At 37.1% G+C, this 7,435-nt stretch carries 6 protein-coding genes, 1 tRNA gene and 1 pseudogene; 4 read left to right on the forward strand and 4 right to left on the reverse strand.

The features are described from left to right. Both MTN96_RS36460 and MTN96_RS36465 read left to right on the forward strand, forming a co-directional pair. Positions 1-76, forward strand: a tRNA-Glu gene (locus MTN96_RS36460). 227 nt (positions 77-303) lie between these two features. Next, positions 304-570 (forward strand): DksA/TraR family C4-type zinc finger protein, encoded by a 267-nt coding sequence (locus MTN96_RS36465; protein ID WP_248534788.1) that lies wholly within the window; start codon positions 304-306, stop codon positions 568-570. Between the two features lie 90 nt (positions 571-660). On the opposite strand, the gene gloA is transcribed toward MTN96_RS36465, so the two are convergent. The 4 genes and pseudogenes from gloA to MTN96_RS36485 all read right to left on the reverse strand — a co-directional run. Continuing rightward, positions 661-1,062 (reverse strand): lactoylglutathione lyase, encoded by a 402-nt coding sequence (gloA, locus tag MTN96_RS36470; RefSeq protein WP_024602990.1) that lies wholly within the window; start codon positions 1,060-1,062, stop codon positions 661-663. Positions 1,063-1,116: 54 nt separating this feature from the next. After that, positions 1,117-2,148, reverse strand: coding sequence for a serine hydrolase (locus MTN96_RS36475; RefSeq protein WP_036982122.1), 1,032 nt, complete (start codon positions 2,146-2,148; stop codon positions 1,117-1,119). 119 nt (positions 2,149-2,267) lie between these two features. Beyond that, positions 2,268-4,178 (reverse strand): aminotransferase class V-fold PLP-dependent enzyme, encoded by a 1,911-nt coding sequence (locus MTN96_RS36480; protein WP_036982123.1) that lies wholly within the window; start codon positions 4,176-4,178, stop codon positions 2,268-2,270. A 221-nt stretch (positions 4,179-4,399) separates the two neighbouring features. Further along, a pseudogene (locus tag MTN96_RS36485) lies at positions 4,400-4,637 on the reverse strand (endonuclease III); the annotation flags it as partial. A 307-nt stretch (positions 4,638-4,944) separates the two neighbouring features. Here MTN96_RS36485 and MTN96_RS36490 point away from each other — a divergent pair. Beyond that, entirely contained in the window at positions 4,945-5,655 is a 711-nt protein-coding gene (locus MTN96_RS36490; RefSeq protein WP_069439984.1) for a hypothetical protein, read from the forward strand. A gap of 8 nt (positions 5,656-5,663) precedes the next feature. After that, positions 5,664-7,256: a hypothetical protein gene (locus tag MTN96_RS36495; protein WP_069439985.1), complete on the forward strand. Its 1,593-nt coding sequence runs from the start codon at positions 5,664-5,666 to the stop codon at positions 7,254-7,256. Positions 7,257-7,435: the final 179 nt, after the last annotated feature.

Consider the following 7,435-nt stretch of genomic DNA (forward strand, 5'->3'; position numbering starts at 1 on the left):
GTCCCCATCGTCTAGAGGCCTAGGACACCGCCCTTTCACGGCGGTAACAGGGGTTCGAATCCCCTTGGGGACGCCACCTACTATTAATTAGTAATATAGCTTTTAATAAAAGTATCTAAAATCAGTTTACCTGCATTTCTATCACTACTTCAAAACTATCCAGTGAAGTTAAAATCTCAAAATTAAATATTTTATATAATAACTCCTATATATTATTAGTTTCTTTCCTTTCTTTATATTCAGCTTAAATAAACTTCACCTATGTTAGGATACATATAAACGTCCAAATAAATAGGAGGTTATATGGCAAGTGGATGGGCACGCGATGGTGCAATTCAAGATCAAATCGACGCCAGCGTTAATGATGCTGTGCAATATGCTAGAAGTAACTTAGTTTCTGGAGCCAGTGCCGAGCTATGTGAAGAATGTGATGAACCAATACCACAGGCACGAAGACTTGCGTTACCAGGTGTTAAATATTGTGTAAGCTGCCAAGTTGAACTAGAAGGTAAAGGCTCACTTTCTAAAGGGCTTAATCGGCGTGGCAGTAAAGATAGTCAATTACGATAAAAAGGTGCATACAGCACCTTTTTTAAAATTGTATCAGAGTTGAGCTTAAAAAATTAAAAAGCCGCTTAGTAAACCTATTAAATATATTTACTAAAATTTATTCATATTTTCTTTTTTCTGAATAAGTTCAATTGAGTAGCCATCTGGATCTTTTACAAACGCTATTTCTGTTGTGCCACCCTTTACTGGACCTGGTTCACGGCTTACGTTACCGCCAGCGGCCTTGATATCAGCACAGGCTTTATAGATATCATCAAACTCAATCGCGATATGACCATAGGCATTGCCTAAATCATAGCTGTCGGTATCCCAGTTATAGGTTAGTTCAAGCACTGTTGTATCAGTTTCATCACCGTAGCCGACAAAGGCGAGGGTATAGCGGTACTCTTCGTTATCAGCACGGCGTAACTCTTTCATACCAAGTACTTGAGTATAAAACGCAATTGATTTATCTAGATCTGCAACCCGTAACATGGTGTGTAGTAAACGCATTTAAATCCTCTTTAAAATTCATATAAATTTTTATAACGCAGCTAGTTTTAACTACTATTGCTGCGCAGTTAAAATATCAATAATCCGATTATAAATTATTTCTGTGAGCATCACAGTATCATCGCCATTAGTATTTATAAACTGCACAACGACTGTATCGATATCTTTATAATAACGAGCAATGCTTGAATACCCTAATACCCAACCTGTGTGTTCATACTTATAAAGTGATGCATACAAAGCTTGCTCTTGTTCATCGAAAAAAGTGCCTTTGTTTAAAGCAAAAATAAAGTCGCCTACATCTTGTGCGGTTGCCACATAGCCTTGATCGAGTGCTTTAAAATCATTCTCATAACCTACGTAGTAACCACTCATCAAATCTACTAAATTGATTTCATGTACAGATGAAAACGTATGCGTTAGGCCCAGTGGCGTTAAAATTTCATCTTTAATAAATTGGTTATGATCATAACCCAGCACGTTTGACATAATTTTTCGCAGCAACAAATAATTGGTATTAGAATAGCCATAGTCAGCATCAGGGCTAAAATCAGCGGGTTTATCGAGCACTAATATAAGTGGGTCAGGGTAGGTTATTGACCAATCGAAATTATCAGTGTCTGTGTAATTGGGTATACCACTTTTGTGCTTTACCATCATTCGCAATGTAATTTTATCTGCGTTTTCAATGCGTCCAATTAATGATGGAAGATAATCAGCCAGTGTTTTATCTACATCAATACGTCCAGCGGCTGAAAGTTTGGTTAAAGCTGCTGCATCATATAACTTTCGAATGCTGCCAATTTTAAAAAGTGCACTAGGGTAAGCGGGTATTTTGTGCTTTCTATTATGCCAACCATTTGCAAAATATTCAGGTTGCTGTCCTTGTTTATGAATATACACAATAATGCCATCAATTCCTTGTTCAATAGCCTCTTGTGTTTGTGCTTGAACATTAGCGGGCAGTGGGTGAAAGTAATATAAAGCAAACTGCCAAGGGGCAAAAATGTATATGCTAGTAAGAGTAACAATGAGAGCTGCAATCCGCAGAAGTGTAAGCGCTTTTTTGTTCTTCAATTGTATCATTGCATTCTGGCTTCATTTATTTTTGGAGTGTGAGGATCAGCTTTTTACTCTACTAAACAGCAATATCATGTGATATTGCTGTTTAGTTATGAGGAGTTCGACTGTATTAAAGTATATCTTTACTTATTAACTTTGCCCTTAAGAACATATATTTCGCCATCAAAACTGCCTTGAATTGTTAATCCTTGTCCTGCCAGTTCTTTAAGATAGTCAATATGCTCTTGTGTAATATGCTGCCCCGGAACCAAAAGTGGAATGCCTGGCGGGTAGGGCGTAACTAAACCGGCACAAATGCGGTTATTGCTTTTACTAATAGGCACCGATTCTCGCTCGCCATAGAATGCTTCGCTTGGAATACAGGCTAAGTTTATAGCCGGTAAATTTTCCGGCAAGCGAGAACGTCGCGTTGATGTGGCTAGTTTAACCTTGCCGCTATCGAGTTTTTTCAATGCATTGTATAAACGAATGATCTTTGAGCGCGTGCCGCCAAGCGTCAGTAATACTAAGATGGTGCTGTGAGTGTATTTTTCTATTTCTAGGCCAATTTCATCCAGCAGGTATTTATGAATATCCTTTAATGAATAAGGTAATTCGCTAATATCGATGAGAATTTTTAGCGGATCGTGACCCATGTTATCACCACTAAAGTGCGGGAATATTTCCATAAAGTCTTGCTTACCTAGTACTTTAATTTGTTTGAGTGAAGCCATCTGTTGTTTAAATTCTTCCACATGGTTCAACAAAGCATTGAGTAACTTATAGCCTTCCATCTCTAATTGTTTTTGGCATACATCAAGCGACGCGATAAGCTGATATTTTGGCGATGTACTGGCGTAAATACTGTAAATCTCACGAAAGAAATCAGCATCGAAATCAGGGTCGTTAACATGAATATAAGACGCTTGAGAAAACGCCGATACCACTTTATGCGCCGAATGAGTGACGTAGTCAGCGCCAGCATGAATGGCGGAATAGTATCGTAGGCTTGGATGAAACAGCGAGTAAGCAAACCATGCCTCGTCAATAAATACTTTAATACCATGTTGATGGGCATAATCGACCACCTGTTTCAGATCGCTCAGTAGGCCATCGTAAGTACAACCGGTGAGGACTAGCAATTTCGCATCGGTATTTTGTTCTATCGCCTGTTTAATGTCGGCCAACGACGGCGGCGCGAAGATGCCATATTTAGGATTTAAAATACTCGACAAATAAACAGGTAAACTCGCTGATTGCAAAATGCCATAGTGCACAGATTTATGACAATTGCGGTCGATGATCACTTTATCGCCCTTACGCAGCAATGTCTGCAAGATGATTTTATTTGAGGTAGACGACCCATTGGTAACGAAATAGGTATGCTTGACTTCAAACGTCGCCGCTGCTGACTCTTGGGCACGGCCAATGGTATTGGTGCTATCTGATAATGATCCTAACGAATCAACCGAAACCGACAAGTCGCCCACAAACACATTACGACCATAAAACTGATAAAAATCTTTAATATAAGGAGAATTTCTAAAGCTCGAGCCGCCACTGTGACCCGGTGTATGCCAAGAATCGTTTGCTTCGCCAACATAACGGCGATACGCAGTCCAAAATGGGGTCTCTGAGCGGTCATCGAAATCGTTGATCATATAGCCTAAAATTGCTTCAGGATCAGAAATTACCTCATCTTTAAAAAAGAAAGACTCAATCTCCTCCGACTCATTAACGATTTCTAGCCCCTTCGTATCATCGCCAATAACATAAACTGGCAGCTCAAGGCGGATCCCTTTTAACTGCTCGATAAAGCGACTATAAGTGCGTTCGCCAACCTTATTTTGCAAATCCCAGCTAAGCACTACAGCCTGAATATCACCATCTTCCTCTACAATGTCCAACGCTTGTTTTAACTCAAGACGCTCAATAATATCGATATGAATATCATCTCGCTCAAAATTGACAATGGTCTTCGATAGATTCGTTGAAAGCTCTTGTAAAGTGACTGGATCTTGCTCAATTAACAAGATACGAAGTATTGGTAGCATAGGAATTCTCGCAATAAAATTTCATAATGCTCAACAGCATAACTAAAGGATTGACGCTTGTGAAATTAATACTTTGAAAATGTTCCAATAATTGCCTTTCGCAAGGGGGCAGGTATAAACGTTTATTTAATTAATTTGCACTATAGAAAAGTCAAGGTGCCTAAGTTTGGCACCTGCATTAAGAAATAGAATGTATTGGTAGAGGAACACTCGCCATATAGCTACTCAGTTTTATCTTTAAACTCACACAAGTCTTCACTAATACAGCTGCCGAATTTAGGTTTACGGGCAACACAGGTATAGCGTCCATGCAGTATAAGCCAGTGGTGAACATCGACTTTAAACTCTTTAGGCACTAGTTTTTCGAGCTTCTTTTCTACTTCAACAACGTTCTTACCCATTGCAAACTTAGTAAGGTTTGATACACGGAATATGTGCGTATGTCGGCCAGCCAAAATATAATGAACGTATAACGAAAATACTTACTTTTGCAAGACTGCTTTGAGCGATAACCGGACACTGAAAAAGTTAAACTTATTCCTGTGTTTTAAGTAGAAATCTAATTTTGTCCAATAACATTATTAAATGCCGTTTTGGGGCAAAATAACATGCTTAATTTCTAGCTGTTTTAATTACTTGTTTACAAAGGTAATTATTGGTGAAATTATCAGGGTATGTAATATACGGCGTTTTGGTGTGTTATAAACCACCAAAACGGTGTTCAATAAGCTGTTAACTTTACCAATCATCAAATAGTGGAAGTTTTATGGAACAGGGTAGTAAAAGTCACTTTATACAATTAAATAATGAGTTTTCTAATATTATAGAGGCTTCTTTTTCATCTGAAAATTCTTCTAAAATTTCTGAATTGTTTCATTTTATAGATGACTTAAATGTATGGTATGACATTTTAAAAAATAAGGAAGATACAACAATTCTTGTTAGTGCAATTAAAGAATACGAGTTCAGCTTTCAAGCTGCGTTAAATGGACAATATAGATATGCATTCACTGCTCAACGATATTTTTTAGAACAGATTTGCAGGTATATCTACCTATCGACTAATGAACTCGAACTTAGGCATTGGAAGTTAGGGCTAAAAGATATTTCTTGGGGCTCCCTTGTTGATAAGGATAATGGCATTTTCTCAAAGACTTTTATCCGTGCATTCTACAATGAGGTAGAAGGGGAAGGAGCTCATATGATTACTCTTTCGTCAAAATTATATCGGGAAACTTCTGAATATATCCATGGTAATTTTAATAAGGTAGTTGATATGCCGGCTCAATTGGGTTTCGATCCTTTGTTACTCAATAAGTGGTTGGAATTTGTTGAAACAAGTAAATTTATAACTGTATTTTTACTCACAATTCGATTTTCAAAAGGTTTTAGCCGCACAGAGTTGGATGAAATTGAAGATAATGTTAGAGATGAACTTGGTGGAATAGAAGATTTCAATTTTCTATTCAATAGTTAGGAAGAACTATGTCAAATTTTAAGATACGTACAGAAACGATCAAACCGGCTAAAATTTTAGATTATTTTGTTGAAACAAAAGAAGATCGAAAAATTATAGAACAATTAAAATCAGATACTCCAATTGTATTAGTAGGTAGTCGTGGTGTTGGAAAATCGTTCCTTCTAAGGGTTGCCGAAGCTGAGTTAAAAAAGGATATAGGTAATAGTAATATTGTACCGGTATATATTTCTTTTACTGAAGGTTCAGTACTCCAGTTAGCTGATGAACATGATTTTTATCAATGGATGCTAGCAAAAATGTGTTCCGCTTTCCTAAGAAGTATAAAGAAACTTGGCATTTCAATGCCGGTATCGCTATTGGGAGGGAAGCCTGAGGATGAAGAAGAAACATACCTTACTAAATTGATTGGTGAATTTGAACAAACATGGAAGGATAACTCAAATGTAATTGATTCAGGAGATTTACCATCAATAGACGATTTTAAGGACACCGTAGAAGATATATGTGAAGAAGCAGAAATCGAATCAGTTAACTTTTTTATTGATGAAGCTGCCCATATTTTACGACCTGCCCAACAGAGACAGTTTTTTAATCTTTATAGGGATATAAATAGCCCTTACATTAATTGCAATGCTGCTATCTACCCTGGTGTAACCTCATTTGGTAATAATTTTCAACCTAGTCATGATGCTACATTTTTATATCTAGAGAGGGATGTTTCAAGTGCAGGGTATGTTGAATATATGAGGAGTATTGTTGAGAAGCAAGCCGACAGTAATCTTCTTGGAAAAATAGCCAAGAATATGGGCAATTTCTCTATATTGACTTATGCAGCAAATGGAAACCCTCGAGCTCTTTTAAAGACACTTATACAGGCTTCATCAATATCGTCTAGAGATGTAAATGCTACTATTAAATCTTTTTATAAAAGCGATATTTGGGAAGAGCATACGCTTCTGTCAAATAAATACTCTGGGTTTACTGAATTCATTGATTGGGGGCGAGACTTTGTTGAGGATTATGTATTACCAGATACCAAAGAAAAAAATGACGCTTATATACCTGAAGGTAAAAAATCGACTCGCTTCTTTTGGATTAATAGAAATGCGCCTGAAGCAGTTAAAAAAGCTTTAAATCTTCTTTGTTATACCGGCATTATTTCATTGCATACAGAAGCCGTAAAGGCTACACAAAGCCGAGTAGGCACAAGGTACAGTGTAAATTTTGGCTGTTTGCTTTCTTTGGAAAATATACCTGTATCTACAGGCCTGCCTATTGTTAAAAATACAACTATTAAAAGAATGACTGAGTATGGGGAAAGCCATGCCGCGTATGATAGTTTTAAGCCCTCAGTTACTGATTTTGACGACTCAGTAATAAATAGCGCATTGAATGAGCAGCTTTCAAAGTCAGTAGATTTTTTAGATCTACCTAACTGGTTGATAGAATCATTAAAAAGCATAGAGTTGACTCAAATAAAGGACGTTCTCGATGCTACAGAGATTCAAATTCAGCAAGCTTATTATGTTGGTAAAGTAAGATCTAGGTATATAAAAAATGAAGCAACTTCAGCTGTTTTTGAATATTTATCAGGGTAAAGTTATCAAGTTGCTTAAACGGAAAAATAACAGTTGGCCATCGCTTCGCGATTATAGCCAACCATTATTTTCCGCTTAGCAAGGCGTTACCAATGTCTGCAATTGGCACAGACTGTGTAAAAACTAATTTTTAATAAATTGTCTTGGGTATGTTCTTAGTTTAAAACCATCTAGGATGG

Source organism: Pseudoalteromonas sp. 2CM28B, assembly GCF_023161935.1.

Excerpts from the sequence above, each read along its gene's own strand:
- MTN96_RS36490 (WP_069439984.1), top strand. The coding sequence starts at position 4,945 with ATGGAACAGGGTAGTAAAAGTCACTTTATACAATTAAATAATGAGTTT.
- MTN96_RS36475 (WP_036982122.1), bottom strand. The coding sequence starts at position 2,148 with ATGATACAATTGAAGAACAAAAAAGCGCTTACACTTCTGCGGATTGCA.
- MTN96_RS36495 (WP_069439985.1), top strand. The coding sequence starts at position 5,664 with ATGTCAAATTTTAAGATACGTACAGAAACGATCAAACCGGCTAAAATT.
- gloA (WP_024602990.1), bottom strand. The coding sequence starts at position 1,062 with ATGCGTTTACTACACACCATGTTACGGGTTGCAGATCTAGATAAATCA.
- MTN96_RS36465 (WP_248534788.1), top strand. The coding sequence starts at position 304 with ATGGCAAGTGGATGGGCACGCGATGGTGCAATTCAAGATCAAATCGAC.
- MTN96_RS36480 (WP_036982123.1), bottom strand. The coding sequence starts at position 4,178 with ATGCTACCAATACTTCGTATCTTGTTAATTGAGCAAGATCCAGTCACT.